Source organism: Shewanella sp. ECSMB14101 (assembly GCF_000773485.1).
GTDB lineage: Bacteria > Pseudomonadota > Gammaproteobacteria > Enterobacterales > Shewanellaceae > Shewanella > Shewanella marisflavi.
In genome coordinates this window covers 219303-245730 of sequence record NZ_JSFF01000002.1, presented here as the reverse complement: position 1 = coordinate 245730, position 26428 = coordinate 219303, and the positions used below count along the sequence as shown (strand labels likewise).

General features: G+C 49.4%; 27 protein-coding genes. 10 read left to right on the top strand and 17 right to left on the bottom strand.

Going from position 1 to position 26428, the window contains the following annotated elements; all coding sequences use genetic code 11:
- Window positions 1-39: 39 nt before the first annotated feature.
- The 5 genes from NY07_RS03520 to NY07_RS03500 are packed head-to-tail and all read right to left on the bottom strand — an operon-like array spanning window position 40 to window position 4157.
- Window positions 40-993 (bottom strand): D-2-hydroxyacid dehydrogenase, encoded by a 954-nt coding sequence (locus NY07_RS03520; RefSeq protein WP_033537969.1) that lies wholly within the window; start codon window positions 991-993, stop codon window positions 40-42.
- A 21-nt stretch (window positions 994-1014) separates the two neighbouring features.
- Window positions 1015-1641: an outer membrane beta-barrel protein gene (locus NY07_RS03515; RefSeq protein ID WP_033537968.1), complete on the bottom strand. Its 627-nt coding sequence runs from the start codon at window positions 1639-1641 to the stop codon at window positions 1015-1017.
- Between the two features lie 25 nt (window positions 1642-1666).
- The gene (gene djlA / locus NY07_RS03510) at window positions 1667-2443 is read right to left on the bottom strand and encodes a co-chaperone DjlA (protein WP_033537967.1); all 777 of its coding nucleotides are present in this window, start codon (window positions 2441-2443) and stop codon (window positions 1667-1669) included.
- The gene (gene murU / locus NY07_RS03505) at window positions 2440-3156 is read right to left on the bottom strand and encodes an N-acetylmuramate alpha-1-phosphate uridylyltransferase MurU (RefSeq protein WP_033537966.1); all 717 of its coding nucleotides are present in this window, start codon (window positions 3154-3156) and stop codon (window positions 2440-2442) included. Before murU ends, djlA begins: the two co-directional genes overlap by 4 nt.
- Window positions 3156-4157 carry an aminoglycoside phosphotransferase family protein gene (locus tag NY07_RS03500; RefSeq protein WP_052125468.1) on the bottom strand — a complete coding sequence of 334 codons (1002 nt, stop codon included), beginning with the start codon at window positions 4155-4157 and terminating at the stop codon, window positions 3156-3158. The genes murU and NY07_RS03500 overlap by 1 nt, the downstream gene beginning before the upstream one ends.
- Window positions 4158-4313: 156 nt before the next feature.
- On the opposite strand from NY07_RS03500, the gene lptD reads away from it, so the two are divergent.
- From lptD to NY07_RS03465, 7 genes are all read left to right on the top strand, one after another.
- On the top strand, window positions 4314-6635 hold the full coding sequence (gene lptD, locus NY07_RS03495; protein ID WP_033537965.1) for an LPS assembly protein LptD: 2322 nt from the start codon (window positions 4314-4316) through the stop codon (window positions 6633-6635).
- Window positions 6636-6761: 126 nt separating this feature from the next.
- Window positions 6762-8066, top strand: coding sequence for a peptidylprolyl isomerase SurA (gene surA / locus NY07_RS03490; protein ID WP_033537964.1), 1305 nt, complete (start codon window positions 6762-6764; stop codon window positions 8064-8066).
- A gap of 5 nt (window positions 8067-8071) precedes the next feature.
- Window positions 8072-9070 carry a 4-hydroxythreonine-4-phosphate dehydrogenase PdxA gene (pdxA, locus tag NY07_RS03485; RefSeq protein ID WP_033537963.1) on the top strand — a complete coding sequence of 333 codons (999 nt, stop codon included), beginning with the start codon at window positions 8072-8074 and terminating at the stop codon, window positions 9068-9070.
- A 2-nt stretch (window positions 9071-9072) separates the two neighbouring features.
- On the top strand, window positions 9073-9870 hold the full coding sequence (rsmA, locus tag NY07_RS03480) for a 16S rRNA (adenine(1518)-N(6)/adenine(1519)-N(6))-dimethyltransferase RsmA (RefSeq protein WP_033537962.1): 798 nt from the start codon (window positions 9073-9075) through the stop codon (window positions 9868-9870).
- A 63-nt stretch (window positions 9871-9933) separates the two neighbouring features.
- Window positions 9934-10314 (top strand): Co2+/Mg2+ efflux protein ApaG, encoded by a 381-nt coding sequence (gene apaG, locus NY07_RS03475; protein WP_033537961.1) that lies wholly within the window; start codon window positions 9934-9936, stop codon window positions 10312-10314.
- 25 nt (window positions 10315-10339) lie between these two features.
- Window positions 10340-11164 carry a symmetrical bis(5'-nucleosyl)-tetraphosphatase gene (locus tag NY07_RS03470; protein WP_033537960.1) on the top strand — a complete coding sequence of 275 codons (825 nt, stop codon included), beginning with the start codon at window positions 10340-10342 and terminating at the stop codon, window positions 11162-11164.
- Window positions 11165-11267: 103 nt separating this feature from the next.
- Complete coding sequence (locus tag NY07_RS03465) at window positions 11268-13292, top strand: methyl-accepting chemotaxis protein (protein ID WP_033537959.1); 2025 nt, start codon at window positions 11268-11270, stop codon at window positions 13290-13292.
- A gap of 71 nt (window positions 13293-13363) precedes the next feature.
- On the opposite strand, the gene NY07_RS03460 is transcribed toward NY07_RS03465, so the two are convergent.
- The 7 genes from NY07_RS03460 to rplU form a co-directional block, all read right to left on the bottom strand.
- On the bottom strand, window positions 13364-13756 hold the full coding sequence (locus NY07_RS03460) for a DUF3718 domain-containing protein (RefSeq protein WP_033537958.1): 393 nt from the start codon (window positions 13754-13756) through the stop codon (window positions 13364-13366).
- 86 nt (window positions 13757-13842) lie between these two features.
- Window positions 13843-14325 (bottom strand): type 3 dihydrofolate reductase, encoded by a 483-nt coding sequence (gene folA / locus NY07_RS03455; RefSeq protein WP_033537957.1) that lies wholly within the window; start codon window positions 14323-14325, stop codon window positions 13843-13845.
- 40 nt (window positions 14326-14365) lie between these two features.
- Window positions 14366-14836: a threonine/serine exporter family protein gene (locus NY07_RS03450; protein WP_033537956.1), complete on the bottom strand. Its 471-nt coding sequence runs from the start codon at window positions 14834-14836 to the stop codon at window positions 14366-14368.
- Window positions 14833-15594 (bottom strand): threonine/serine ThrE exporter family protein, encoded by a 762-nt coding sequence (locus NY07_RS03445; protein ID WP_081953761.1) that lies wholly within the window; start codon window positions 15592-15594, stop codon window positions 14833-14835. Before NY07_RS03445 ends, NY07_RS03450 begins: the two co-directional genes overlap by 4 nt.
- 35 nt (window positions 15595-15629) lie before the next feature.
- The gene (gene cgtA, locus NY07_RS03440) at window positions 15630-16793 is read right to left on the bottom strand and encodes an Obg family GTPase CgtA (protein ID WP_033537954.1); all 1164 of its coding nucleotides are present in this window, start codon (window positions 16791-16793) and stop codon (window positions 15630-15632) included.
- Between the two features lie 219 nt (window positions 16794-17012).
- On the bottom strand, window positions 17013-17267 hold the full coding sequence (gene rpmA / locus NY07_RS03435) for a 50S ribosomal protein L27 (RefSeq protein WP_033537953.1): 255 nt from the start codon (window positions 17265-17267) through the stop codon (window positions 17013-17015).
- A 15-nt stretch (window positions 17268-17282) separates the two neighbouring features.
- Window positions 17283-17594 (bottom strand): 50S ribosomal protein L21, encoded by a 312-nt coding sequence (gene rplU, locus NY07_RS03430; RefSeq protein ID WP_033537952.1) that lies wholly within the window; start codon window positions 17592-17594, stop codon window positions 17283-17285.
- Between the two features lie 275 nt (window positions 17595-17869).
- On the opposite strand from rplU, the gene ispB reads away from it, so the two are divergent.
- Window positions 17870-18841 carry an octaprenyl diphosphate synthase gene (gene ispB, locus NY07_RS03425; RefSeq protein ID WP_033537951.1) on the top strand — a complete coding sequence of 324 codons (972 nt, stop codon included), beginning with the start codon at window positions 17870-17872 and terminating at the stop codon, window positions 18839-18841.
- A 108-nt stretch (window positions 18842-18949) separates the two neighbouring features.
- On the opposite strand, the gene mdh is transcribed toward ispB, so the two are convergent.
- Entirely contained in the window at window positions 18950-19885 is a 936-nt protein-coding gene (mdh, locus tag NY07_RS03420; RefSeq protein ID WP_033537950.1) for a malate dehydrogenase, read from the bottom strand.
- Window positions 19886-20194: 309 nt separating this feature from the next.
- On the opposite strand from mdh, the gene argR reads away from it, so the two are divergent.
- Window positions 20195-20665, top strand: a complete 471-nt coding sequence (argR, locus tag NY07_RS03415) for a transcriptional regulator ArgR (protein WP_033537949.1) — start codon at window positions 20195-20197, stop codon at window positions 20663-20665.
- A gap of 141 nt (window positions 20666-20806) precedes the next feature.
- Window positions 20807-21265 (top strand): cupin domain-containing protein, encoded by a 459-nt coding sequence (locus NY07_RS03410; RefSeq protein ID WP_033537948.1) that lies wholly within the window; start codon window positions 20807-20809, stop codon window positions 21263-21265.
- Between the two features lie 67 nt (window positions 21266-21332).
- On the opposite strand, the gene NY07_RS03405 is transcribed toward NY07_RS03410, so the two are convergent.
- From NY07_RS03405 to NY07_RS03390, 4 genes are all read right to left on the bottom strand, one after another.
- Entirely contained in the window at window positions 21333-22277 is a 945-nt protein-coding gene (locus tag NY07_RS03405; RefSeq protein WP_033537947.1) for a Dyp-type peroxidase, read from the bottom strand.
- 174 nt (window positions 22278-22451) lie between these two features.
- Window positions 22452-23480: an ABC transporter ATP-binding protein gene (locus tag NY07_RS03400; protein WP_033537946.1), complete on the bottom strand. Its 1029-nt coding sequence runs from the start codon at window positions 23478-23480 to the stop codon at window positions 22452-22454.
- Window position 23481: 1 nt separating this feature from the next.
- Window positions 23482-25113 carry an ABC transporter permease gene (locus tag NY07_RS03395; RefSeq protein WP_033537945.1) on the bottom strand — a complete coding sequence of 544 codons (1632 nt, stop codon included), beginning with the start codon at window positions 25111-25113 and terminating at the stop codon, window positions 23482-23484.
- A gap of 154 nt (window positions 25114-25267) precedes the next feature.
- Window positions 25268-26275, bottom strand: a complete 1008-nt coding sequence (locus tag NY07_RS03390) for a Fe(3+) ABC transporter substrate-binding protein (protein ID WP_033537944.1) — start codon at window positions 26273-26275, stop codon at window positions 25268-25270.
- Window positions 26276-26428: the final 153 nt, after the last annotated feature.

Sequence of the window (26428 nt, the reverse complement as noted above, 5' to 3'; positions counted from 1 at the left end):
TCAAAGCACTAAAATCAAAGCCCTAAAATCAAACCCCGGTTAGTTAACCAGATGCTGAGGTTTTCCCGCCAGAAACCCCTTAAGATTTGCCACCGCAATGGCCAGCAGGTTCTGCCGAGCCTCAAGTGTGGCCCAGGCATTATGGGGGCTGATGCTGATATTGACGGCGCTCAGCAAGGGATTATCATCACTTGGCGGCTCAGTCGACAAGACATCCACGCCAGCGGCGGCGATCTCGCCAGCTCGCAAGGCATCAGCCAATGCCCGTTCATCCACCAGACCACCGCGCGCAGTGTTAATCAAGATGGCACTTGGCTTCATCGCAAGAAGGCGCTCACGGTTAATTAATTGCTCGGTATCACTCGTCAGTGGGCAGTGCAAGGAGATGATATCGGCCTCGGCAAACAGTTCTTCTCGCTCACACCAGCGCACGCCATCAGGCAGGCCCTGTTTAGGCGAGCGCGTATTGACCAGCACCTGCATCTGAAATGCCAGGGCGATGGTCGCCACCTGAGCGCCGATATCCCCAAATCCTACCAGCCCTAACACCTTTCCTTTAAGTGACTGAAGCGGCGCCAAGGTAAAGCAGAAATCGGGCGACTGGGACCAAGCGCCAGACACCACAGCGTTATGATGATCCGCAAGGCGTTGGGTGTGATGCAGTATATGGGCAAACACCATTTGCGCCACGGCATCAGGGCCATAACCTGGTACATTGGTGACCTTAATCCCCAGCTCACTGGCCGCGGCGAGATCCACCACGTTGGTGCCGGTGGCGAGCACGCCGATATACTCAAGCTCTGGCAAGGCTTTTAGGGTTTCTCGGTTTAGCACTGTCTTATTAGTCAGCAACACCCGCGCGCCTTGCGCCCTTGCCAACACCTCATCTGGCGAACTTCGGTCATAACAATGAAACTCTCCCAACTCGGCCAGTGGCTGCCAATCGAGATCGCCAGGGTTGAGGGTATAACCATCGAGTACAACGAGCTTCATAGGACCTCTCTGTTTCAGCGACTAAAAAGTGTATTTAAAACCCGCATTGACCTGTCCCTGCCACATAAGATCGGCACGGATATTCCAGATACAGCGGTTAGCATCACAAAACAGTGCATTATCACTGTTAATAAAAGTGGCATAGCCTCGGCCATCGGCAAATAGGCTGAAGTTATCGCTAAAAAGGTATTCGACGCCGCCACCTATGCCCATGGAAAAGCGTGACTCATCGGAATAGTCTCCCGATGGCCGCATTTGAGTCATCCCCGCACTCACTGTTACATAGGGGCGCCAATTGCCTCTGGGGAAATAGAGCGATCCACCCAGATGCAGGTAATTCAGTTCCAGCCTTGCAAGTCGATTGGGGGTAAACATCCCTGCGGCATGCATATCCGTGCTCTGATGACTGTATAGAAAGTAGACATCACCAGGATCGCGGGTCTTCATCCCCAGCATGATACCGTAATGGCTCGCGGCCTCGATATCGATACTGCCCTCGACATTAGTATCTAAGTCTGTGGCATCGAGTTCGCTGGTACCAAAGCTGTAACCACCAAAGGGGGCGATATAGATATCCGATTTCGCCGAGGCGGCTCCGGTTAGCAAGCTCGCCAAACATCCTATCAATACCATCAATACTGGTTTCATCGCCCTCTCCTTTTGTAGACAGTGATTACCGCAGGGCGCGCTCTTGTTTGACTCTGTCGTAAGCCGCCTGAATATCTTGCGCCTTCTGCTTTGCCAACTCCATCATCTCTGCCGGTAACCCCTTGGCCACGAGCTTATCGGGATGGTGCTCGTTCATCAGCTTGCGATAGGCCCGTTTAACCGTCTGATCTGAGGCCTCTTCTGTCAGCCCCAGAACCTCATAGGCATCGTGAATGGAGGTCTTCTGCTTGCCCTGGCGCTGAAAATTAAACTCAGCCTGCCAACGCTTTAACAGGTCGTCCAGTTGCTCGCGGCTAAATCCGAGCTCCTGCGCCACGGTTAAGAGTATGGCATGTTCTTTGGCGTCTAGCTGGGCATCGGACAGTGCCGTTTGGATCTGGATCTCCAGGAACATCTGCAGTAGCTCACGTCTCCCCATAGAGATCAGCCTGAAGGTGCGTAGCGACGCCTTAAGATCGAAATCCGCCGCCTTACCCTGAGTAAAGGCCGCTTGGGCCTCGCGCCTTGCATCGCCTGATAGGCGCATCTGATCCATCAAGGCCGTAGCCAAACGAATATCGTGTTCGGTCACCTGACCCGAGGCCTTGGCCACATGCCCCATCACCGCAAAAGCGGTATTAAAGAACAGCGCCTGACGATCGCTGCTCTTGCCCATCAGCTGCTCTATCTGGCCGCGCTTCTTGTCGTAAAGATGCCCCAGCCAAAGCCCTATGATGCCGCCGATAATACGGCCAAACATAAAGCCGATGGCAAAACCAAAAAATTTACCCCAAATCTTCATCGAGAAACCTTACTCATTGATTGTGCCGCCCTTAATTCACTATCCAGTAAATGAAAACGCTCGGGGGTGCCCACGTCGCACCACAGGTGCGGGTAATGCTCGCCCCCAATCAGACCCTGTTGCATCTTTTGCCGCAGCAGCGGCGCCAAGGCGAAACGCCCCTCGGGAGCCCCCGCAAACAAACGCGGATGGTAAAGCCCCATGCCGGAAAAGGTCAACTTGGGCTCACCAGACTCTTGCACCTTACCGGCAACCAAGGCGAAATCCCCCTGAGGATGCTGCACGGGATTATCCACCAACCAGAGATAGGCTTCTTGCTCACGCATCAGCTCGGCCACCAAGGCATGGGTCAGAGGCTGACCATTCACCATAGGCAGGCTATCAATATAGACATCACCATTAAGTACCAGAAAAGGCTCATCACCGAGTAGTGGTAGCGCGCGCTTAATGCCGCCACCCGTCTCCAGCGCCTCAGTCTCAGGGCTGTAGTGAATGCTAACCCCCCAGGCGCTGCCATCGCCTAAATACGCTTCTAACTTATGCCCAAGCCAAGCATGATTTATAACGATCTCATTTATTCCTAGGGCGGCGAGCCGCTCTATGTGATAAACAATCAATGGCTTATCGGCCACCGCCACCAAGGGTTTGGGCAAGGTATCGGTTAAGGGGCGTAAACGCTCACCTCGACCCGCCGCAAGAATCATCGCCTTCATCACATGGCTCCCATTTTGGGGATAACTTGGGTGTCTAACCAGGTGATGAAAGGGGTAAACTCGGGATATTGGGCACCGATATCGCGCACATAACTCAGCGTCAGTGGAATATCTTTCATATAGCCAGGCTTAGCGTCGCGATAGTTGAGACGACAAAATATCCCCGCCGCCTTAAGGTGGCGCTGCATCCCCATTAGATCAAACCAGCGACGATACTGACTCAGCGAAACCGTTTCTTCGATTAACCCCAGGGTACGCATCTGCTGATAGTGCTGGGCAATCAAGGGAGTAATCACCTCGTCAGGCCAGCGCACATAACAGTCGCGCAGCAAAGAGACGGCGTCATAGGTGATAGGGCCAATCACCGCATCTTGAAAATCGATCACCGCCAGCTCATCATCACACAACATCAGATTACGGCTATGGTAGTCCCTGTGCATGCCCACTTTGGGTTGCAGGGCGACATTGTCGATAAGCAGCCCAAAGCACTCATCTATCATCTCTCGCGCTTGATTATCTATGTTTAGCCTTAGGTGATGCTGAACCAACCATTCGAGGAAGATGTTTAGCTCACGCAGGACAAACTCGTCGTCATAATCGGGCAGCGACTCGCCATCAGCCTCTGTGATAGTGAGCACTTGATCCAGCAAGGCCAGAGCGCGACCGTAATAATGACTCACATTGTCAGAATTCAATGCGTCCAGCAGCTGAGTGTCCCCCAGGTCGGAGAGCAGTAAAAAGCCTTGGGAAAGTTCGGCGGCCTTCACCTCAGGCGCCTTAATCCCACGCGCTTGATAGGCGTTGGCTAAGGCAATAAAAGGGGCAACGGGCACCAGATCCGGCGGGGAATCCATGGCGATAAAACTTTGCTTGGGTAATTGGACGCGAAAATAGCGACGAAAACTGGCATCCCCGGAAATCAATGCGACCTGAGCATCATCGCCTAAAGTTCGCGCTATCCATGAATTAAGGGCAAGAAATCTTGGATCTGACAAGGGCACCTCATGGCTCTTAGAAGAAAATTGCTTTATTATAAAGCAAAATAGAAACAGCAATTAAGATGATTCTATCTCTTTTGCTAAGTTGCTTCCCGACGGGGATGCAACTATTCTCACCGATAACTTGTCTAGACTAAGAATTCACTAAAACGATAAAAGATGCATATCCGTTACTTATTGGCATTGGCGCTACTCCCGCAGCTAGTCTTGGCAGACGAATCAGAGACCACTCCCGCGCCCGGTGCCCAGTGCCTGGTGTTGCCTCCGGTGCCTATTCCCGAGCCCAGCACAGATGAGCGCCCCTTAAATCTGCAGCAAATAAAGATAGTATCCGACTCATCGTCCGCCAAGATGGGTGATAAGGCGAGCTTTGACGGTGATGTGAGCTTTAGTCAAGGCGGGCGCCATATCGCCGCCGACAGTGCCGTGCTGGATCAAGCCAATGAGCGCCTGGATGCCAATGGCAACCTGGTGTTTCAGGACAATATGTTTACCGTCACCGCCGACTCACTCAGCGCCGAGATGCGTAGTAACAGTGCCAAGCTTAGCGGCGCCCAATATTGGATGCACGGCCAGCAGATACACGGCGATGCAGAAAGCCTTGAAATTACTCAGGACAATAACCTTCATCTGTCTAACACCAGCTTTACCACCTGTCCCCCAGGGGACACCTCTTGGTTGCTGGAAGCAGAAACCATTAAGATTGATAGCAGTGAAGAGTGGGGCGAACTTTGGGATGCCAAGCTGAGAATAGGCGATGTCCCCGTTTTCTATCTACCCTATATGACGATTCCGGTTTCAGAGAAGCGCAAATCCGGCTTCCTATTTCCCTTTTTCAGCACCAGCACCACCAATGGGGTCGAGATATCGACGCCTTATTATTGGAATATTGCGCCTGAATATGATCTGACCTTCACGCCTCATTACATGTCGGCGCGCGGTCTGTTTTTAAAATCGGAATTTAGATACCTCGCCGGCGACGATCAGCAAGGCCAGCTCAACCTTGAATATCTGGGTAATGATCAGCTAGTGCCAAACCGTGCCGATCGCTACCTCTATCACTGGCAGCATAAAGGCGCTATTGCCGAAAACTGGCGAGTACTGGCTAACTTTACCGATGTGTCAGACAACAACTACTTCAATGATCTGCCATCGGACGTTTTGAGAGCCACAGACAACCAACTGTCTCGCATTGGCGAAATAGCCTATTTCGAGGACAACTGGGATCTCTCGGCCAGGGTGCAAGATATCAAGGTGTTGGGCGAAGATGAGTCTCCTTACCAGGTGATGCCTCAGATAGCGTTCAACTACCGTTCGCCTGCACTGTGGAAAGGGCTAGATTTCAACCTCTTAGGAGAAGCCAGTAACTTCCGTCATAAAGAGAACCAGTACGCCACGGCCAGCCGTTTGCACATCGAGCCAAGTGTGTCGCTACCCATTCATGGCCCGGCAGGTTCGCTTACTAGCGAACTTAAGTTAATGCAAACCAACTACTGGCAAGATACCACCAACTACAATGGTACCGAGCCACTCGACAGCTCGGTCAGCCGTACCTTGCCTCAGGTACGTATCCATGGCCAGATCAACTTCGAGCGTTTTACCGACTTCTTCGATGTTAACTATCGCCAGACGCTGGAGCCACAATTCCAGTATCTGTATGTGGGATATGAAGATCAGTCCAATATTGGCATCTATGACACCGCCCTGCTGCAAGAAGACTACTATGGCCTGTTCAGGGATCGTCGCTTCTCCGGGTTAGATCGCATCGCCGATGCCAATCAGATGACCTTAGGCTTAACCACACGCCTGTTTGATGAGCACAACCTAGAGCGTTTTAAGTTCAGCTTAGGGCAGATCTTCTATTTCGAAGACAGTAAAGTAGGGATCACCGAACCCTCGCGCCCTAACCAGATATTTGAGCAGCAAAACACCTCCAACTCTGTGTTAGCGGCCGAACTCAACACCCAGTTATACAGCGATTGGTTTTTAAGTGGTGCCATTCAATATGACACTGAAAACAAAAACAACAAGAAGAGCGAAGTCACCCTGGATTTCAGGCCTGGGGTCAACAAGCTCATGCAATTTAGCTATCGATACGTGCCCGATTTAGTTAACAGCAACACCAACGAATCTGTTAATGTGTCGCAGACGGGCTTACGTGCCGCTTGGCCAATCAACGATAACTGGTATATCGTCGGCAACTGGTATTACGATCTCAATGAGAATCGTAGTGTCGAGAGCTACACAGGATTTCAATACGAATCTTGTTGCTGGGCCGTGCGCTTAAGTTATCATTACCGCATTAAAACCAATTATGATGACAACCTGGATCCGACCTTCGATGACAGAGAGCTATTCGAAAGCGGCTTCTACCTGAATTTTGTGATCAAAGGATTGGGAGGCTCAGGCCCACTAGGTGTATCGGATATGCTCAACGATGGTCTCTTTAACTATCGCAAGCCACTCTACCTGAGAAACTAGTTTTTGATATTTAGTGCGCTTTAAGCTGAACCTAGATACGGACTTGTAGTCCAATCAAAATAATCGAATTACATCGTCGGTCGACGTGCGTGTTGACCGACCTGAATATGCCAAGGATTTTTGTGGATGAAACCCTGTAAACAACTGATTTTTGCTTTACTTACACTGGCGATGAGCCACGGTGCGATGGCCGAAAACGTCCCTCTCGACAGGGTGACAGTACAAATAAACGAAGGCATAGTGCTGGAAAGCGAAATCGTCAACATGTTGAAGACAGTGAAAGCCAATGCAAAGGCCGCTGGTCAGTCACTGCCTTCAGATAAAGCACTGCGCACTCAGGTGATCGAGCGCCTTATCATGACTCGCCTGCAATTACAGATGGCCGACCGTATTGGTCTGCACATCGGCGATCTACAACTGGATCAAACCATTGAGAATATCGCCAAAGAACAGAAAATGACTCCAGATATGATGCGCGAACAGTTAGAAGCTGACGGTATCAGTTGGAGTCAGTACCGCGAACAGCTGCGTGAAGAGATCACCCTAGGTGAGATCCAGCGAATTCAGGTTCAGCGTCGCATTCAGGTGTCTCCACAAGAGATCAACAGCCTGGTTAAGCTCATTGAAGAACAGGGCATGCAACAGGTGGAATATCAGATAGGCCATATTCTTATCGAAGTCCCCAACAGTCCCAACAGTGAACAGCTTGAATCTGCCAGTAACCGCGCCAATGCCGTACTCAAACGCCTGCAAGATAATGCTGACTTTAAACAAACGGCTATCGCCTCCTCGTCAGGCCCTAAGGCTCTCGAAGGCGGTATCTGGGATTATATGAACGTCAATGAGATGCCAACTCTCTTTGCCGAACTATTAGTAGGCGCCAAGACTGGAGATATTATTGGCCCTGTACGTAGCGGCGCCGGTTTCCACATCATCAAGGTGATGGATGCCCGTGGTCTGCAAACTAAAGAAATTGACGAAGTGCGTTCACGCCATATACTGATCAAACCTTCACCGATCCTGTCGGAAGAGCGCGCTAAGGCGATGCTGGATAAGTTTGTCGCTCAGCTAAGATCAGGCGAAGCCGACTTTGCCAGCCTAGCACGTCAGTACAGCGAAGACCCAGGCTCTGCAACCAAGGGCGGTGAACTGGGCTGGGCAGACCCATCGGTCTATGTACCCGCCTTTGCACAAACACTTAACGCACTGAAGCTTAACGAGATCAGTGAGCCGTTTCGCTCTAGCCATGGCTGGCATATTGTCCAGTTAGAGGAGAAACGTAAGACGGATGCAACGGATAAATTTAACACTAATCGCGCACATCAGCTCATCTTCCGCCGTAAGTTTAATGAAGAATTGCAAAACTGGCTGGATGAAATGCGAGCAGAAGCTTACATTGAAGTATTCGATGCCGATTTTAATCGAGGTTAACCATATTGACGACTAAACGCATCGCCATCACACCGGGAGAACCTGCCGGTGTGGGCCCAGACTTAGTCATTCAACTTGCTCAGCGCGCTTGGCCCGCTGAGCTTGTTGTTTGTGCTGACCCCACATTGCTGACCTCGCGCGCCAAAAAGATTGGCCTGCCGATTCAGCTAAGGCCTTATCAGCCAAGTCAGCCTCCAAGACCACAAGAAGCGGGCACCTTAACCATAGTGCCCTTCCCGCTGGTCAACGATGCGGTATGCGGCAAACTCGATGAGCAAAACAGCAGCTATGTCATAGACACCTTGGCTTACGCCGGTGAAAAGAACATGAATGGCGAGTTCGATGCCGTGGTTACAGGCCCAGTGCACAAAGGGATCATCAACCAAGCTGGTATCCCTTTCAGTGGTCACACCGAGTTTTTTGCCCATCAAGCTAACTGCCAGGATGTGGTGATGTTACTTGCAGCGCCAGGCCTGCAAGTTGCCTTGGTCACCACACATATTCCACTGGCTTATGTCTCTAAGGCGATCACCCGTGACCGCCTGCATCAGATCATCAAGATTCTGCATCAGGATCTGGTGACCAAATTTGCCATAGACAACCCCAAGATCTATGTCTGTGGCCTTAACCCCCACGCAGGCGAAGATGGTCATCTGGGACGGGAGGAGATAGACGTCATCATTCCCGCACTCAACGAGCTGCGCGAACAAAACATGCACATAGTAGGCCCACTGCCAGCGGACACTCTGTTCCAGCCCAAGTATCTGGAAGATGCCGATGTGATCCTCGCCATGTATCACGATCAGGGGCTCCCAGTATTAAAATCCCAAGGATTTGGCAGTTCGGTCAACATCACCTTAGGCCTGCCCTATATCCGAACCTCGGTCGATCACGGCACGGCATTAGAGCTGGCCGGCACAGGCAAGGCCGATATCGGCAGTTTCGTCTGTGCGCTAAACAAGGCCATCGAACTGGCCACCAAGAATGAGTCACTTAAAGAGTAGTAATGAGTAATAAAGTACATTTAGGCCATACGGCTAGAAAACGTTTCGGGCAGAACTTTTTGACCGACAGTAATGTGATCAACCGCATAGTGGGCGCCATCGCTCCGGACAATGATCACGTGATGGTTGAAATTGGCCCAGGCCTAGCGGCACTCACCGAACCTGTAGCCGAAAGCATAGACAAACTGACAGTCGTTGAGCTGGATAAAGATCTGGTTGAACGCCTTCAGACCCATCCTTTCCTCAAGGATAAGCTTGAGATCCATCAAGGGGATGCGCTGAAATTTGACTTTATGCAGCTGGTCGAAGAAGGCAAACAGATGAAGGTATTTGGTAACCTTCCCTATAACATCTCAACACCGCTGATGTTCCATCTGTTTGAGTTTGCCGATCATATTGAAAACATGCACTTTATGCTGCAGAAAGAGGTGGTACTTAGACTCTCAGCGGCGCCAGGCACTAAAGCTTATGGCCGCCTCACTGTAATGGCACAATATTTCTGTCAGGTCATGCCGGTACTCGAAGTACCGCCAGGCTGTTTTACACCACCGCCTAAGGTCGATTCAGCGGTTGTGCGACTCGTGCCCTACAAGAACAAGCCTTACCCCTGCAAGGATGTAGACCTGTTAAGGCATCTGTGCACTACGGCCTTTAATATGCGCCGTAAGACACTGCGCAACAATCTAAAGCAGCTATTAAGCGACGAGGATTTCAGCACGCTTAATATCGATGCCAGCAAGCGTCCAGAGCAGATCACTGTGGCCCAATATGTTGCCATGGCAAATCATCTGGTAGATTAAAAACAAGCCTAATCAAGGTGGAGGTGCCTTGGCACCTCCACTTTTTAACCTTTAGGGATCCGAATGAAACAACTCGAATCCTCAATCAAAATTGAGGTCAAAACCGACTACATCGAAGAGCAATCTTCACCCGAAGAAGAGAGATACCTGTTCAGCTATACCATCACCATAGTTAACTTAGGTGATCAGCCCGTGACCTTAAAGAGCCGCATGTGGAGCATCACTGATGCCAACGGCCATGAAAGTAAGGTTCAAGGAGCTGGCGTTGTCGGCGAAACTCCCACCATAGCGCCTAATACCGCCTATCAATATACCAGCGGCACTGTATGTGAAACGCCATTTGCCGTGATGCAAGGCCACTACGTGATGGTCACCGAAAGCGGTGAAACCTTTAAAGCCCCTATCGCCCCCTTCCGTCTTGCAGCTCCCGGCCTGCTCCATTAATCGCACTAAAGGATACAGGTAATTCATGGCGACATATTTCGTAGGCGACATTCAGGGCTGTTTCGATGAACTTCAGGCCCTGCTTGCCAAGGTGGCTTTTAATCCCTCGACCGACGAACTCTGGGTGGTCGGCGATATGGTCGCCAGAGGTACGCAGTCGCTCGAAACCCTAAGGTACCTCAAAGGGCTAGAAGGCGCCGTAAAACCTGTACTGGGTAACCATGACCTGCATCTTATGGCGCTGCATGGCAAGGTTAAACGCCCTAACCCTAAAGATCACCTCGACTCCTTACTGAGCGCCCCGGATATAGCCCAGCTGATCGATTGGCTAAGGCTACAGCCTTTGGTCAGGGAACATTCAGACCAGGCCATTCTGATGGCCCACGCGGGAATACCGCCACACTGGGACGCCGCAACCGCAATAGAAGAGTCTCGCCAGGTTCAGCAAGTTCTCAGCCGCGATGACTATGTCGACTGCCTTATTAGCAAGATGTACACCAACGAATCTAGCCATTGGCAGCCAGATGCTCAGGGGCTGGCACGCTGGGTGTATACCATCAATGCCCTGACCCGCATGCGCTTTCTTTATCCCGATGGTCGATTAGACTTTGATTGTAAACTGCCGCCAGCACAGGGAGAGGAAGTAGGTCTTATCCCTTGGTATAAGCAGCCAAGCTTGGCCATGGAAAAACATACTTTGGTCTTCGGTCACTGGGCCGCACTAATGGGCAAGGTCGACCAGATAGGCCTGCATGCACTGGACACTGGCTGTTGCTGGGGTCAATATTTAACCCTTTGGCATCTTGAATCAAATCAAAAAATTACCCAAAATAAGTTAAAAAAGAGTTAAACTACAACCAAGTTTGGCCGATACAAAGCTAGCGGGCATCACCCGCACCCCCTGAGAATATGTTTTGTAATTAGGGATATAACAACAAAAACCGGAGTGCCCTATGAAATTGAATGTCGCCACTCGAGTCATTGGTGGATTTAGCGTCGTCACATTACTGCTTATCGTGTTAGGAGTGGCGTCACTGGTCACCAACGACAGTATCAAGAGTAGCACCCTTGTTTTGCAAGACCTGAGCCTACCAGCGCTAAAGAGTAGCAATGGCCTGACTCAAAACCTTGCCCTACAGGAGAAGCAACTCCTAGTGGCTTTCCATAGCAAGCAATCCAAAGAACTCCCTCAAGTTCGCAATCAATTTACCACCTTTAGTAAAGGGTTTCTGAGTGAGTTAGATCAGCTTAATCGCATTATTCAGGGACACGAAGCCAACTTAGGGAATCAGATCAAAACACTAAGATCCAGCTACCAAACCTTTACCGACAACAGCCTCAAAATGATGCAGGCTCGCGAGCAGTCACTGCACACTCAAGAGTCTCTGATAGATGACCTGGATAACCTTGAAGTCGCCGCTGATGATACCGCCTCCCTCCTACTGGATCTTATCGATCTGGAGACAAGCGAAGATCCCACAGACAGGGAGATCGCCGCGACAGCCAGCAACATAGACAATAGCTTCAGCAACCTGATCACCAGCAGCTATGACCTAGTCAATAGTAAAGAAAAATCCAAGTACGACACGATTCTCAAGGAACTTGACTACATCATCAGCGAAGCCCAAAACAAGCTCGAATACGTTCAGCGTCATTGGGAAGGCGTTATCGACCAAGAGATCCTGGACAATATCAATACCGAAGCGGGTAAGGTCTTTGCCATGCTTAACGGTCCCCAATCGCTCCTTAAGCGTAAAGGACAGCAGCTGGATTTCAACCTGCAGGCCGGTCAACTCCTTACAACAGTTGAGTCTGACGCCACAGCGGTCAATCAAAGCATGGCTAGCTTGAATAAAGCCATTGAGTCGACCTCACAGGAAGTCAGTATCAAGGCGATCGAAAAAGTCGATAGCGCCAGTTATCAGACCCTGGCGCTGGTATTAATCGCCATAGTCGTCGCCGTACTGGTGAGTATCGCCGTTATCCGTCCGCTCAAGCATTCGCTCGATAAAGTAAATAATGCCCTCAACATCCTGGCCTCTGGGAATTTGACTCATAAGCTCGACGATAGCGGTCATGATGAATTTGCCGAACTTTCTCGTAACTGTAACCGACTGGTAGATAGCCTGCGCACCCTGATCCAGGGCATTTTAGATCGCTCAAACCAACTGGCCGCCGCAGCTGAGGAAACCTCAGCCATCACGGCTCAAACGACGGCGGGTATTCAGGAGCAGAAGAACCAAGTGGATCAAGTCGCCACTGCTACCACCCAGCTTAGTTCGAGTGCTATGCAGGTGAGCACTAGCGCCGATGAGGCTCTGAATCAGATTAGGCAGGCAGATGAAGAAGCCCAACACATGCGCGCCATCGCCGATGAGAATAAACGCACCATACTCGCCTTAGCAGACGAAGTCTCGAAGGCGGGGCAAGTGATCAATAAAGTGCATTCAGACAGCGCCTCTATCGGCTCTATCCTCGATGTGATCCGTGGCATTGCCGAACAAACCAACCTGCTAGCCTTAAACGCCGCTATTGAAGCCGCCAGAGCGGGTGAGCAAGGTCGTGGTTTTGCCGTGGTCGCCGATGAAGTGCGCAGCCTGGCATCACGTACACAAGACTCTACCCAAGAGATCCAGCAGATGATCCAGGTGCTACAACAGGGCACACAAGAAGCGGTCTCTGTAATGGAGCTGGGACGTCAACAAGCCAATAGCTGTGTCGAGAAGACTGAGCAGGCTAATGAGGCCCTGGAAAGCATCAGCAATGCGGTACATTTCGCCCATGACTCAGGCACTCATATCGCTAATGCGGCTCAAGAGCAGAACCTGGTTAGCCAGCAGGTGTCTGAGAAGCTCGAACATATTGCCGCCATCTCTGAAGAGACAGCCACAGGCGCCGATCAAACGGCTCAATCGAGTCATCAGGTGGCTCAGCTGGCCGAAGAGCTGCAGGCTTCTGTAGGTGAGTTTAAGGTTTAATTACCGAGCAGCCACAAAAAAACCGGACTTGAGTCCGGTTTTTTATGGCTAACTGAAAAGTCTTCTAACGATTAGTTACCAGCAAGACGTTCCTTGATTGCAGCGGTAATTGGACTGCCGCCATGGCCGTTACCCTCGGCCCATTCGACAACTGTCATACCATCGGCTTCCTTAACACTTAAATCTTCGGTAGAGAGTCGCTTAGCCATAAACTCACCCACGTCATTGGCGCCGCTCTTCATGGCGAAACGTAATAGGCTATCACCTTCACAAGCCACACCTTCATAAACGTTTCGTAACTTTACACGGGCTTCTTTCAATTTTTTGCGTAAACGGTTTTTGTCATCAGCCTGAACATAGTTGCAGATATTCGCAACAAGTTGATCATTAGCTTGTACAGGTGCCGGAACGGTATATACAGACGCTGCAATCACTACAGCTAACGTAGTCGGTAAAAAACGCATCGGGTACTCCTATAATATTTATTATTTTTTTCAATAGGCTATCGCTAATCCGATAACTTAAAGACAACTCGGGGTAACACCATAAGTTAACATTTTTTTACCAAATTGATAAAGCGATATTCCAAACCTTTATCATTTATGTGAGATTCACTCTGAAGAAGCTGCCAGCTGCCATCGTCCCACTCGGGGAAGTGGGTATCACCAGCAACGTCGAGATTAATTTCGGTTAAATAGAGAATATCTGCTTGAGGCAGAAGCTCGGCATATAACTGGCCACCACCTATCACCACCAACTCATCACAACCTTTAACGACTTCCTTAGCCTGTTCAAAAGAGCTCACACAGGTTACGCCTTCAATCACCAAATCTGCCTGACGGCTGACCACGATATTGTGGCGACCCGGCAATGGTCGACCGATGGACTCGAAGGTCTTACGGCCCATTACGACCGGCTTACCTAAGGTCATCTGCTTAAAATGGCGCAGATCTTCCGGTAGATGCCAAGGCATCTGATTATCTTTACCGATAACCCGGTTATTCGCCATCGCGGCGATCATTGCAATTTTCATGGGCTCTCCAACGGTCTATTGCCGTTTCTTTAATTAAGAATTAGATCACTGAACGGGTACGAAAATAGAGCAAACTGGGCATAGCCAATCCCACTGAAAGTGCGCCTAAAATGAAGATAGTCTTCAAACCATTACTGATCACCTCGGCGGTCAGTTCTGGACTCACCTCAGACATAGCCGTCAACTGAACCAAAGCAATAACCGTATTGTAGGCATAAGTGCCAGGGATCATCGGGATGATCGCCGCAACCGCATACATGAGCGGTGGGGCAAGATGTCTCTTCGCAAAACCTATGGTTAATACGCCAACCAAGGCTGCGGCCACAAAAGTGCCCCACTCTATCGGCATGCCAAAATGCATTAGCAAGGTACGCAGACTATGTCCTAGGGAACCGGCAAGCGCGCAATAGGGTAAGAACCGTCTCGGCACATTGAATACCATGGCGAACCCCACCGCAGGCACCGCAGAGAACAGAGCATCATTTAGCAGCTTAATGAGCAGATCCATCATAGGAAGAGTCCTCCTAATTGCATGGCAATGGTGATCCCAATAACCGATGACACGGTTAACAGAGTGGCATGTCCCCAACGAGAGATCCCAACATTCAGGTGTCCCTTCACCATATCAGAAATGGCGTTGATCATAGGAAAGCCTGGGACCAACATCAGCACGCTGGCAGCCATGGGCAACTTGGGCGTATCAGTCAGATGCAGGTGATACCCCATCTGCGCCACCAGTGTGGTAACAAAGGCGGTAACAGCAAAGTTCAACAGCAAGTTAAAATGTCGTTTGGCAATAGCGAGACGAACCGACATACCCACTGAGGAGGCTAATATGGTGATCAGCACTGCCATGGTATCGCCACCAAACAAGTGACAAAAGCTACCGCAGGAAAGGCCGATCATAGGCACTAAATAGCGCTTGGGATAGCTCTTGGGTTGAATACGGGCGACACGCTTACGCACCTCATTGAGACCGTAGATCCCCTTTTCGGTCAACAGGCAGATCCGCTGTAATTCGCAGATGATGCTCATGTTGATACCATGTTCGCGAATCCGTCTGGTCGTCGTAATACAACGCCCATGCACCAAGCTGGTTAGTACGAGTGAGTTAGAGGAGATAGAGATCTCGACGCTTGCGAGACCTAATGCCTGACCTAAACGCTGACTGATCTCTTCAACGAGTTCAGACTCAGCGCCATAGGCCAGTAACAGTTGAGCAACCCGGACGACCTGCCGGGTAATATCATTTTGAGTATCGGCGTACACAATTCTCTCAGAATGAAAGTGGCAACTTAACGAGCTTACCTTTGATAGATGATTTCGACGTCATAGTCATCATCATCGAAATCATCGTCAAAGTCGTCATCATAATCTTCGTTGACCACTTCCTGACTCTTCTGATGATAGTTATCCCACTTGAATTCGACCTCTGCATCGGGATCTTTTTCGACTTCTGGTGGCAGTGAGTCGATAAAGTCCATCAGCTTGAGCGCCAATTCTTGGGTGCCTTGACGGTTATAGGCCGAGATACAGAAAACTTCTCCCTGCCAATCCAGCTCTTTTACAATACGATCGACACGCTCTTGAATCTCTTCCTCAAGTAGCAGATCGGTTTTGTTAAAGACCAACCAACGAGGCTTGCTGGCCAGCAACGGAGAGTGCTTCTCTAGCTCACCGACAATAGCTCTGGCACTGTCAACCGGATCTGTGCCATCGATAGGCTCGATATCCAGGATATGCAGCAGCACACGGCAACGCTCGAGGTGCTTAAGGAATCGAATACCTAAGCCAGCACCTTCGGCTGCGCCTTCGATCAATCCAGGAATATCGGCGATCACAAAGCTCTGGCCATGTCTTGGCGTAACAACCCCTAGGTTTGGCACTAAGGTGGTAAACGGATAATCGGCAACCTTAGGCTTAGCACGCGACACAGAGCGAATAAAGGTCGACTTACCTGCGTTTGGCATACCAAGCAAGCCCACATCAGCCAGGAGCATCAACTCGAGTCTCAAGCTACGAACTTCACCAGGAGTACCTAAGGTCTTTTGACGTGGCGCGCGGTTAGTACTGCTCTTAAAGCGAGTGTTACCTAGGCCATGGAAACCACCTTTGGCCACCAAAAGCTTTTGACCATGGGCTTTAAGATCCCCTAACGCCTCTTGAGTTTCCTCATCGACAGCGCGGGTCCCTACTGGCACCTTTAAGATAAGATCTTTACCACCATGACCGGTACAATCACGGCCGCGGCCATTCTGACCACGTTCTGCAAAATGAAAACGTTCAAAACGGTAATCGATCAAAGTATTGAGGTTTTCGTCGGCCTCCAGATAGACACTGCCGCCATCGCCACCATCACCACCATCTGGCCCACCATCAGGCACATACTTTTCGCGTCGAAAACTAACGCAACCACTACCGCCATCACCAGCTTCAACTCTGATCACAGCTTCATCGACAAACTTCATACCAACTCCAGGCGCCGAACAATAGACCGATTATACTGCCTATCGAATCGTACCGCCAAAAAACAATGATGCGACTGCCTCTGCCATCTAGGGGGCTAAGACAATACTGGACTGGTGCTGGAGCAAGGATTCGGCTCATTTCACCAGTAAATATTCTTCATAAACAATAAAGCCCTACCAGAGGCAGGGCTTTAGAAACTAGCTTTGGTGAGCTAAGTATTAAGCTTCGATGCTAACGAACTTACGGTTGTTAGGACCTTTAACTTCGAACTTAACTTTACCGTCAGATAGTGCAAATAGAGTATGGTCACGACCGATACCTACGTTAACACCTGCGTGGAACTTAGTACCACGTTGACGAACGATGATGTTACCAGCTAAAACTGATTCACCACCGAAACGCTTAACACCAAGACGTTTGCTTTCTGAATCGCGGCCGTTACGAGTAGAACCGCCAGCTTTTTTATGTGCCATTAGTCAGACTCCTTATTAAGCGTTGATAGCTGTAATTTTGACTTCGGTGAACCACTGACGGTGGCCCATCTTCTTATCGTGGTGCTTACGACGACGGAACTTAACGATAGTTACCTTTTCGCCACGGCCATGGCTGACAACTTCAGCAACAACCTTACCACCTTCAACTAAAGGTGCACCAACGTGTACAGTTTCACCATCAGCAACCAAAAGAACTTGGTCAAATTCGATAGTTTCACCTGTAGCAACTTCTAATTTCTCTAGACGTACAGTATGGCCTTCAGCAACACGGTGTTGCTTACCACCACTTTGAAAAACAGCGTACATAGCTATTTTACTCCGATATTTCTAGCACGCAGACCCTTTTTGTTTGGCCGGGTGCTATAAAAGCTTTAATGACAATGGTCGCGGAGTTTACGCTAAGTTCGCCTGGCTGACAAGTCCTAATTCGCTTTGATCAAAAAAAGATCGGAATTACTCGCACAATACTCTTCTGCTACTGTCAGGCGAGGCATTTTTAGGTAGAATCTGGTAATTATAACATTTTCGCCTTAATTTGGGCTGTCTGATTTACTCCGCAACCCTAAAAGTAGAGCCATTATATGGATTTGAATGCCATTCGTCAGCTGGCAGACGCTGATATGAAAGCCGTCGACCGACTTATTTATAAGCAGTTGGATTCGGATGTCGCCCTTATTAACCAACTCGGATTCTACATCATCAACGGCGGGGGCAAGCGTATGCGGCCGCTGCTCTCTATCTTAGCTGCCCGTGCTATCGACTACGAAGGCGAAGCACATCTTAAACTGGCTGCAATCGTAGAGTTCATTCATACCGCTTCTCTACTGCATGACGACGTAGTTGATGAGTCTATGTTAAGACGCGGCCGAGAAACTGCCAATGCCTTGTTTGGCAATAGCGCCAGCGTATTAGTAGGGGATTTCCTCTATACCCGCTCATTTCAGATGATGACCGAGCTTAAGAGCATGCAGGTTCTTGAGGTGCTCGCCGATGCCACTAACGTATTGGCCGAAGGCGAAGTGCTTCAGTTAATGAACTGCAACGATCCGGACACCACCGAAGAAAGCTATATGCGGGTGATCTATTGCAAGACCGCCAAACTATTCGAGGCAGCCACACGTCTCGCTGGCGTGCTGGCCGATAGCAGCATAGAGGTGCAAACCGCCCTTGCCGACTATGGTAAATACTTAGGCACAGCCTTTCAGCTTACTGACGACCTACTCGACTATACTGCCGACACCGAAGAGCTGGGCAAAAACATAGGTGATGACTTAGCCGAGGGTAAACCTACTCTGCCACTGATCTACGCCATCGCCAATGGAAATGAGGTCGAACGCCAATTGATCCGCGATGCGATCGAACAAGGCGACGGTACAGGACACATAGAAACCATACTAAATGCACTACAAGAGTGTGGTGCCCTTAACTATACAGAGAAAAGGGCTCAGGAAGAGGCTGAGAAGGCGATACGCGCCTTAGACATTATTCCTGATAGCGACTACAAGCAGGCTCTGATATCGCTTGCTAAAATCGCTGTCGCGCGCAATCACTAATTCGAGCAAGTCTTCAAGCTTGCAATGAGTCGATAACATCACACATAAAAAAATGGAGCCTATTGGCTCCATTTTTTATTCAGGACTAAACCTTACTCACACTGCGCCTTACTTAACGAAGTCGACACCCAGAGTGATATCGGCTTTCAGTGTATCTAGCATAGCGTCACGAGCGTTAGCTTCAAACTCGCTCACTTCACCATAAGCAAGTACCTGCTCAACACCGTTCTTACCCAGAAGTACTGGTTGTGCGAAGAACTCGGCATGTTCACTGCCACCATCAACATAGGCACATTCCACCACGTTCGCTTCGCCCTGTAGGCCACGAACCAGTGACAGACCGAAACGACAAGCCGCTTGACCCATAGAAAGTGTCGCGCTGCCGCCACCGGCTTTAGCTTCAACCACTTCGGTACCAGCGTTCTGGATACGAGTAGTTAGTGCAGCCACTTCTTCATCAGAGAAGCTTACGCCTTCAACTTGAGATAGCAGAGGCAGAATAGTCACGCCACTGTGGCCACCGATAACGTTAACTTTAACGTCAGCAACATTCAGACCTTTCGCTTCGGCAACGAAAGTTTCAGAACGGATAACATCAAGTGTCGTCACACCGAACAGACGGTTCTTATCGTAAACACCCGCCGCTTTTAACACCTCAGCAGCAATAGCCACTGTAGTGTTCACTGGGTTAGTGATAATACCAATCAGCGCCTTAGGACAAGTTGCTGCGCACTTCTCAACCAGGTTTCTAACGATACCCGCATTGATGTTAAATAGATCTGAGCGATCCATACCAGGCTTACGTGCAACACCTGCAGAGATAAGTACCACATCGGCACCTTCTAACGCTGGCGTCGGATCTTCACCCGCAAAACCTTTAACTTCAACAGCCGTAGGGATATGGCTTAAGTCTACAGCAACACCAGGAGTGACTGGTGCTATATCATAAAGGGATAGTTTTGAACCGGCAGGCAATTGAGTTTTAAGTAGTAGGGCAAGAGCCTGGCCAATACCACCGGCGGCACCAAGTACAGCAACTTTCATAGTTATCTCCGTTAATTCTTGGATATTATGTGATATAGATCTAGATTTACCGATGGCGCAACATTACTGGAATCACGGTAAAAATTCAATTATCCCTTAGTCGTGTGGCCAGATAATTTCATTTTATCGTTGCAAGCTGCCATTTACGCCCCTTTTGCGATATAGTGGCCGCACTTAGCTCCACTCCCCCGCCCAAACCACACACCAAGTAGAATCTGAATTTTTATTCACACAATCCGAATAACACTTGACTAATGGCGCAAAAATATTCACAATGAGCCAGTTTTTTGAATATAAGAATAATTCGATATGCAAGCCAATAAAAATCAAGACGAACTTGTAAAGACCTTTAAGGCTATCTTGAAAGAGGAGCGCTTTGGCTCCCAGAGTGAGATAGTGAATGCCCTGCAAGCCGAGGGCTATAACAATATTAACCAATCCAAAGTCTCACGTATGTTGAGCAAGTTTGGCGCAGTGCGTACCCGCAACGCCAAACAAGAGATGGTCTACTGCTTACCCGCCGAGCTCGGAGTTCCGACGGCGGGCAGCCCACTGAAAAACTTAGTCCTGGATGTAGACCATAATCAATCTATGATCGTCGTCAGAACCAGTCCAGGAGCAGCCCAACTTATCGCGAGATTGCTGGACTCAATAGGTAAGCCCGAAGGTATTTTGGGTACCATTGCCGGTGATGACACCATCTTTATCTGTCCATCGAATATTCAGGAAGTGGACAAGACCCTAGACACTGTCAAATCACTATTTAACTACGCAGATTAATCGCAGCTAAAATAGGCTAAATAAAAAAGACACCTCTGAGTGTCTTTTTTTTTGTTTGCGACCAAATTGAATACTGTATATCAGATAGGATACACTGAGCCAGAACCATCCCCTCTATCACCTGATGGTTAAGGACCCGAGATGAATAACAATAAGATAATTAATATCGACAACCTCTGCTGGGAATCTTGGCAACACTCAAATCAATACGCCAGTCATCAAAAACATATCGGCGATGCCGCTGGCTGTCGACAGATAGGTGTCACCATGGAGCGCCTTGAACCAGGCAAGATCTCCTCTGTCGCCCATTATCACACCAAGGAAGAGGAACACCTCTACGCATTACAAGGCGAAGCAACCCTGTTTATTAATGGTGAGCCACATGACTTCAAACAGGGCGACTATATCTGTTTTACTGCCAACTCTGGGGTATCGCATACATTAAAGAATGAGTCCGATGCCGATTTTCTCTTCTTGGTATTGGGTAACAGAGATCCCCATGATGTTGTAGTGTACCCAGAACACAATAAAGTACAGGTAAGATCTATCGACGAGATCTACGCCAAGCGGCCCACCAACTATTGGGATCCCGACCGCTAATCCACTTCTATCTGGCATAAAAAAACACACCTTAAGGTGTGTTTTTTATTGACTCTACTTCGCGGCGTTAGCCCTCAAAATCAGCTTCTCGCTCCATGAAATCCAGCGAGGGGGCAAAGAATGCCGAACCGGTCAACGCCTGAGTGAAATGCATTAGGTGATCGTGATTCCCTTCTCCGTCGCCATGGATCATGCTGTGCAGCATCTTCTCAAAATGCACCGAATTGTTACAGACAGAAATAAACATCAGCCCCTGCTCTTTCATCGAGCCGTATGGCATGCTCTGACGTAAGATCTCCATCGAATTTCCATCGGCATCTTTCAGGTTCACACGTTTGGTATGACTGGTGAGCGGCTTATCTTCAGAGGCGTACTCGATATTGTCTATCTTAGTGCGACCAAAAATATCTTCCTGCTTCTTCTGTGGCAGTCGATTCCATTTGCTCAGGTTATGCGCAAACTTCTGTACATGGACGTAACTACCACCGCGAAACACCTCATCTTCATCACCCACTAAGGCCACGTCCTGACGGTGACGTCCCTTGGGGTTTTCGGTGCCATCAACAAATCCAGTCAGATCCCGGGTGTCCATAAACTGGAAGCCCCGCTCCTCATCCACCAGCTCAACTAAGTCTTCAAACATCTGGCAAACCTCGTTCGCCACCAGGTGCAAGATGTCATAACGGTCACAGCGCAAATGCACAAAGAGATCATATTCATGGGCCGGCGCATCGCGGTTATCGGCGTGCATAGCGGGGAAAGGCTTTAACTGCTTGGGGCGCTGCACCGGATAGAGGCTGTCCCAATAGTTAGCACCAATAGCGACGAAACCGTTAAAGGTACTGTCGGCATATTGGTCGGCTAATTCATAGATATATTGAGCAACATTGGCGACACAGGGACGAAGTTGAGATTCGACACCGTCATTAGCGTTGAACATCAAATACACACTATGTAAATTTCCTTCGGCACACACACCCAGTTGTTCACGTGGCATAACCAGATTATCCATAAATAAACCTACCTTTCGTCAGTCTCAATTTCGGCAATATTATCCGAAACTTTAGCGATAATTAGTATTACACAACCCACAAACCGTTAAAGCGAAACGTCGTTAAGTGGGTAGATTAACTTTTTTTAATGCCCGCAACCATAGTCGGTTGCAAAAGTGTTATATCAATCAGGCTTAAAACAGGACCACAGGATGGGGCTCAACCGATAATGCCACACGCTGCCCTGGGGTGAAACCATGCAAAGCGGAACGTACCTCAAGTATCTTCTCACCAATTAACACCCGGTAATGGCAAACATTACCCAGAAAACGCCGGGCAATCACTGTGCCCCCGCCCTGTTCATCTTCTCTCATTTGCAGTTGCTCGGGGCGCAATAACAGCTCTCCGCGATAGCCAACCCCTTGAGATAAAGCACTGCTACTTTGAATCAAACCTAACTGTGTCTGCAGGGCATCGGTCGATTCGACTTCGCAGCCAAGATAGTTCACCTGGCCAAGAAATTCAGCCACATATTTATCTGTCGGCGCACTATAGAGCTCCTCGGCGCAGCCATACTGAACAATGCGTCCCTCTTTAAAGAGCGCCAGCTTGTCGGCAAACACAAAGGCCTCATCCTTGCTATGGGTAACAAAAACGGCGCTCACATTACGCTGCTTTAAGATCTCCCTGATCTCCAACATCATCTCGCCCCGCACCTTGGCATCAATATTCGAAAAGGGCTCGTCGAGTAATAGTAGCTCAGGTTCATAGGCCAAAGCCCTGGCAATCGACACCCTTTGCTGCTGACCGCCGGAAAGCTCATGGGGATAGCGCCCCGCCAACCCTTCTAGCTTGACCAAGGCGAGCATCTCGTCCAATCGCGCCTGTCTCTTGGCGCCATCAAGCCCTTTCACACCAAACAAAATGTTATCGGCCACCGTCAGATGGGGAAACAGAGCATAATCTTGAAAGATCATGCCAACCTCGCGCCTTTCGCTCGGCACAAATACCCCCGGCCCTGACAACAACCTGCCGTTGATACTTATCGAGCCTTGGCTTATGGGTTGTAAACCCGCAATCGCTTTAAGCAAAGTGGTCTTGCCGCAGCCACTGGGACCGAGTAAGGCGGCGATTTCCCCTTGGCGTAACACCAGATCCAACCCGCGCAGAATAAGCTGCCCTTGATAGTCACTATGTAGGTTCTCGATGGAGAGTGTCGACATATTACTTCCCTTGCTCCAGCGAGCGATTTAGATAGATAAGCGGAATAAGTCCCACTAAGACGATAACGATAGCGCCCAGCGCCCCATGCTCCAACTGCTCATCAGATACGAACTGATAGACATAGGTCGCCAGGTTTTCAAATCCCACCGGCCTGAGCAGAAGTGCTGCAGGCAGCTCTTTCATACATTCGATAAACACCAATAAGATAGCGGCAAATATACCACTACGCAGCAGCGGTAAGTGTACCCGAGATAGAATAGACGCGGGCCTAACCCCCATGGTCACAGAGGCCATATCTAAAGAGGGATTAATGTGTTTATAGCTGTTCTCAATACTACCAATTGCAATGGCAGCAAAACGAATGGCGAAGGCAAAAATTAAAACAAATAGCGTACCACTGAAAATAAGGCCTGGCCCCATGACCCCGAAATAGCGATAGAGGTCATTAACGGCAAAATCCAGATAGGTCAGTGGAACCAAGACACCAATGGCCAAAACTGTCCCCGGCAACGCATACCCGGTTGAGGCGAGGCGTGAGGGCAAAATATCAATAGTTCTGGGGCTACAGCGTCTTACAAACATCAACAATAAAGCCACGATAACCGTTAGCAGACTGACCACTAAGGCGATGAGCAAACTATTCAGGCTATACTGCCAAAAATCATCATTCCAGCTGACACTAAAGTAGTCCCAGGCATAACCGAGCAGCACCCACATGGGGATCCCAAAAGCAAACAGTAGCAAAATCGCGCAATACCCAAAGGCCAACCAAGCTGCGCCAGGTTTCAGCTGATATCTGTCATGGGTAGAAATGGGGGTCTGCTTTTGAAACAGTTGCTGCTTGCGCCGGGCAAATCGTTCAACGCCAATCAGGCAAAATACGACAAGCAAGATCATGGCCGACAGTTTTGCGGCCGCCGCCAAGCTACCATAGCCTAACCAGGTATCGTAGACCGCCGTAGTTAAGGTGGGCACAGCAAAATAGCTTACCGTAGCAAAATCTGCCGCCGTTTCCATCGCCACCAAAGCTGCACCAACGGCCAATGCCGGTCTGGCCATCGGCAAATTCAGACGCCAAAAACTGCGCCAGGGGCTCGCTCCCATGACCCGTGACGCATGCAGCAGACTGGGAGACTGCTCCATAAAGGCGGTTCGCGCCAGAAGATAAATATAGGGAAAAAGCACCAAGGCAAGTATCAAGGAGGCCCCACCTAAGGTACGCACATCAGGAAAATAGTAATCCATCTGTGATTGCCAGCCATAAAACTCTCTCAGCCAAGACTGCACTGGACCGGCGTAATCAAGCAGATCCGTATACACATAGGCAACAACGTAGGCAGGCATAGCCAGAGGCAAGAGCAGACCCCATTGAAACCAGGCACGACCCGGAAATTCGCAGCGGGCCACACACCAAGCGGCGGGCACGGCTAACAGCAAGGCTCCCAAACTCACCAAGAACATTAACCCTAAGGTATTAAAGAGATAAGTGGGTAATACCGTCTGCATCAGATGGCCAAACACGGCCTCGTCGGGAACCAGCGCCTGAATACAGATAGCGGCTAACGGTAAGACAAAGCAGATCGCCGTCAGATAACTGATAGTCGACCAGCTTTTGGGAAAGCCTAAAATCATATAGAGCCTCAATAAAAAAGGGAGGTCATTATCATTGACCAACTTAAATTTAAGCTTAAAGACGAACGATTATTACTTAGTAAAAGCGACTTAAGGCAAAAACAACAAAGCCTTCCCCAGGGAAGGCTTTAATATAATCAGGAGGCCTACGCCACTAGAGATCGAACTTCACTTCATCAAGTAACCTTACCGCAGCACTGTGATACTCGGCAAGTTTGTGAATAGGCAGTGAATCGGCTTTAAACTCACCCCAAGATGCCACCAGCTGAGACGGTTTCACATCTGGCTTCACTGGATACTCCATGTTTAACTCGGCGTAACTTTGCTGTGCCTGATCACCAGAAAGATACTCCATCAACTTAATTGCATTTTCCCGCGATGGCGCGTACTTGGCTAATGCCATCCCAGAAACATTAATATGTGAACCGCGATTTGCCTGATTAGGGAAATTGATATTCACAGCCTCTGCCCAAGGCACTTGCTTTGGATCTTGTAACATTTTACCCAGATAGTAGCTATTACCGACGGCGATATCACACAGGCCTTCTTTAACGGCTTTAACCTGAGCTCTGTCATTACCCTGTGGCTTTCGCGCCAGATTTGCTTTAAAGCCTTCTAGCCACTCTTTAGTATTCGCCTCACCATGATGGGCGATCATTGAGGCAACCAAAGAGATATTGTAGGGATGCTTACCACTACGGGTACAGATCTTGCCCTTAAACTTAGGATCGGCAAGATCTTCATAATCGATCGTCAGTGGGCCCAGACGTTCCTTGGAGGAGTAGATGTTGCGAACCCGCTTGGTCATAGCAAACCAATCACCTTCGGGTGAACGTAGATTCGCTGGAATATTGTTTGTCAGTAACTCACTGTCCACCGGCGCCACTAGCTGCTTATCGGCCAACTCCATCAAACGAGAGAAATCAGAGGTCAGCACCAGATCCACTGGGGATAAACGTCCCTCTCTTGCCATACGTTCGGCGATGCCTTGCTTGGAAAACACCAGATTCACTTTAATGCCGGTCTCCTTGGTGAAGTCCGCCAAAATAGGATCAATAAGAAAAGCCTGACGATAAGAATAAACGGTAACACTATCAGCCGCATTGGCAACAGATGCCACACAAGCAAACCCTAGAACAGCCAAACGCTTCATGAATCTCATGAGAGAACTCCCAAACAAAGTTAATGATAACCATTATCAATCGCGGTTAGCGTAATCAATCTTAGGCTAGACGGCAAGAGTAAACAGGTAAAAATCCCCTTGATGTCTCATTTTGACCAAAAAAGCCTCTCTGACTAAACTCAAAAGACTCGG

What these genes read in the sequence shown, in the direction of transcription:
- murU (WP_033537966.1), bottom strand. Translation starts at nt 3,156, where the DNA reads ATGAAGGCGATGATTCTTGCGGCGGGTCGAGGTGAGCGTTTACGCCCC.
- NY07_RS03465 (WP_033537959.1), top strand. Translation starts at nt 11,268, where the DNA reads ATGAAATTGAATGTCGCCACTCGAGTCATTGGTGGATTTAGCGTCGTC.
- NY07_RS03470 (WP_033537960.1), top strand. Translation starts at nt 10,340, where the DNA reads ATGGCGACATATTTCGTAGGCGACATTCAGGGCTGTTTCGATGAACTT.
- folA (WP_033537957.1), bottom strand. Translation starts at nt 14,325, where the DNA reads ATGAAAATTGCAATGATCGCCGCGATGGCGAATAACCGGGTTATCGGT.
- ispB (WP_033537951.1), top strand. Translation starts at nt 17,870, where the DNA reads ATGGATTTGAATGCCATTCGTCAGCTGGCAGACGCTGATATGAAAGCC.
- NY07_RS03450 (WP_033537956.1), bottom strand. Translation starts at nt 14,836, where the DNA reads ATGATGGATCTGCTCATTAAGCTGCTAAATGATGCTCTGTTCTCTGCG.
- rplU (WP_033537952.1), bottom strand. Translation starts at nt 17,594, where the DNA reads ATGTACGCTGTTTTTCAAAGTGGTGGTAAGCAACACCGTGTTGCTGAA.
- NY07_RS03515 (WP_033537968.1), bottom strand. Translation starts at nt 1,641, where the DNA reads ATGAAACCAGTATTGATGGTATTGATAGGATGTTTGGCGAGCTTGCTA.
- apaG (WP_033537961.1), top strand. Translation starts at nt 9,934, where the DNA reads ATGAAACAACTCGAATCCTCAATCAAAATTGAGGTCAAAACCGACTAC.
- NY07_RS03520 (WP_033537969.1), bottom strand. Translation starts at nt 993, where the DNA reads ATGAAGCTCGTTGTACTCGATGGTTATACCCTCAACCCTGGCGATCTC.
- argR (WP_033537949.1), top strand. Translation starts at nt 20,195, where the DNA reads ATGCAAGCCAATAAAAATCAAGACGAACTTGTAAAGACCTTTAAGGCT.
- NY07_RS03460 (WP_033537958.1), bottom strand. Translation starts at nt 13,756, where the DNA reads ATGCGTTTTTTACCGACTACGTTAGCTGTAGTGATTGCAGCGTCTGTA.
- djlA (WP_033537967.1), bottom strand. Translation starts at nt 2,443, where the DNA reads ATGAAGATTTGGGGTAAATTTTTTGGTTTTGCCATCGGCTTTATGTTT.
- lptD (WP_033537965.1), top strand. Translation starts at nt 4,314, where the DNA reads ATGCATATCCGTTACTTATTGGCATTGGCGCTACTCCCGCAGCTAGTC.
- rsmA (WP_033537962.1), top strand. Translation starts at nt 9,073, where the DNA reads ATGAGTAATAAAGTACATTTAGGCCATACGGCTAGAAAACGTTTCGGG.
- rpmA (WP_033537953.1), bottom strand. Translation starts at nt 17,267, where the DNA reads ATGGCACATAAAAAAGCTGGCGGTTCTACTCGTAACGGCCGCGATTCA.
- surA (WP_033537964.1), top strand. Translation starts at nt 6,762, where the DNA reads ATGAAACCCTGTAAACAACTGATTTTTGCTTTACTTACACTGGCGATG.
- NY07_RS03410 (WP_033537948.1), top strand. Translation starts at nt 20,807, where the DNA reads ATGAATAACAATAAGATAATTAATATCGACAACCTCTGCTGGGAATCT.
- NY07_RS03405 (WP_033537947.1), bottom strand. Translation starts at nt 22,277, where the DNA reads ATGGATAATCTGGTTATGCCACGTGAACAACTGGGTGTGTGTGCCGAA.
- cgtA (WP_033537954.1), bottom strand. Translation starts at nt 16,793, where the DNA reads ATGAAGTTTGTCGATGAAGCTGTGATCAGAGTTGAAGCTGGTGATGGC.
- NY07_RS03400 (WP_033537946.1), bottom strand. Translation starts at nt 23,480, where the DNA reads ATGTCGACACTCTCCATCGAGAACCTACATAGTGACTATCAAGGGCAG.
- NY07_RS03395 (WP_033537945.1), bottom strand. Translation starts at nt 25,113, where the DNA reads ATGATTTTAGGCTTTCCCAAAAGCTGGTCGACTATCAGTTATCTGACG.
- NY07_RS03390 (WP_033537944.1), bottom strand. Translation starts at nt 26,275, where the DNA reads ATGAGATTCATGAAGCGTTTGGCTGTTCTAGGGTTTGCTTGTGTGGCA.
- mdh (WP_033537950.1), bottom strand. Translation starts at nt 19,885, where the DNA reads ATGAAAGTTGCTGTACTTGGTGCCGCCGGTGGTATTGGCCAGGCTCTT.